This window comes from Geofilum sp. OHC36d9 (assembly GCF_052400685.1).
Taxonomy (GTDB): Bacteria; Bacteroidota; Bacteroidia; order Bacteroidales; family Marinilabiliaceae; genus CAZHHH01.
On record NZ_JBQTGJ010000044.1, the window covers coordinates 1 to 1,042 of the forward strand.

Annotated in this window: 2 protein-coding genes; both read right to left on the minus strand. The window is 39.4% G+C overall.

Annotation, left to right across the window (positions count from 1 at the left end):
• Positions 1 to 646, minus strand: a 646-nt coding sequence (locus ACT3CD_RS17215) for an IS66 family transposase (RefSeq protein WP_444646907.1), incomplete at its 3' end; no start/stop codon positions are given.
• 63 nt (positions 647 to 709) lie between these two features.
• Positions 710 to 1,042: IS66 family insertion sequence element accessory protein TnpB (tnpB, locus tag ACT3CD_RS17220; protein ID WP_444646909.1), on the minus strand; the 333-nt coding region annotated here is incomplete at its 5' end.

Sequence of the window (1,042 nt, forward strand, 5' to 3'; positions counted from 1 at the left end):
GTGTTCGATAAAGTGGCAAGTGATAAATGTACTTGTTGATAAAAATCATTGTCAACAGCGCTGTACTTGCAATACATTTGGCGATTGGTCGGTTAAGTTCGGCAATAACTTGTTTTTGATTGCCACGCTCATCTTCTTTTGTAATGTATTTTGGGCGGATGATGCGATTGATATGAAGTTTGGCAGGTGTATAATCCAATTCTTCGGTAATTTCGCGACCGATACATACCATGTCGGTGGTGTCTTCTGATGGTTCTATAATGGTTTCAACAACTGGCAAATGAGAGGGTAATACCAAACGTCCATGATGTTTTTTTTCAGGTTTTTTGCGCTCGTAAGCCACCTTTATGAGTTCACGTTCAGCTTCAACGGCTTCTTCTATCTCAGCTGCTTTAGGCTCAAATTCGAGGATAAGCTGACTGGAATCGATTTTTGATTCAAAACGTTCTCTTTTGGACCCGAAAATCATCCGTCGAAGTTGCTCGTTTTGAAACCTGGCTGCATCAAGATCGATGGCCAGCTTATTTATTGCAGAATCTCGTTCAGCAATAACGGAGTCTTTTTCGGCCAGTTTATTCTCCAGGATGGCAATTTTAGCCTTCAAGGAATTCGTCGAAAAAGAGTTGTTATTTTGCTGATCGTTCATGTACGAATATACACTAAAAAGCCTTATCTCACAAGGGTTTTATCGTATATTTAATACTGGAATTCAACTAATTTTGTATCGCTTTTTTCGCTTCATTTCATCAAACGAAAGTCCTTCGAGAAGCATTAAAAGCTCTTCTCTTTTGATTTGTTTCGACAACCCATTACGAGCAGGTAAGGGATACCTTCCCCTCTCAAGACGCTTATAAAACAAGGCAAATCCATCGCCATCCCAATACAAAAGTTTGATATGTGTGCGTGTTTTATTCAGAAAAATAAAAATATCACCCGAAACGGGGTCTTTTTTTAGGTGATTTCGAACAATTCCAGACAATCCATCAAAGCCATTTCGCATGTCAACAGTGCTGCAACACAGAAAGTATCGCAGATTAGCACT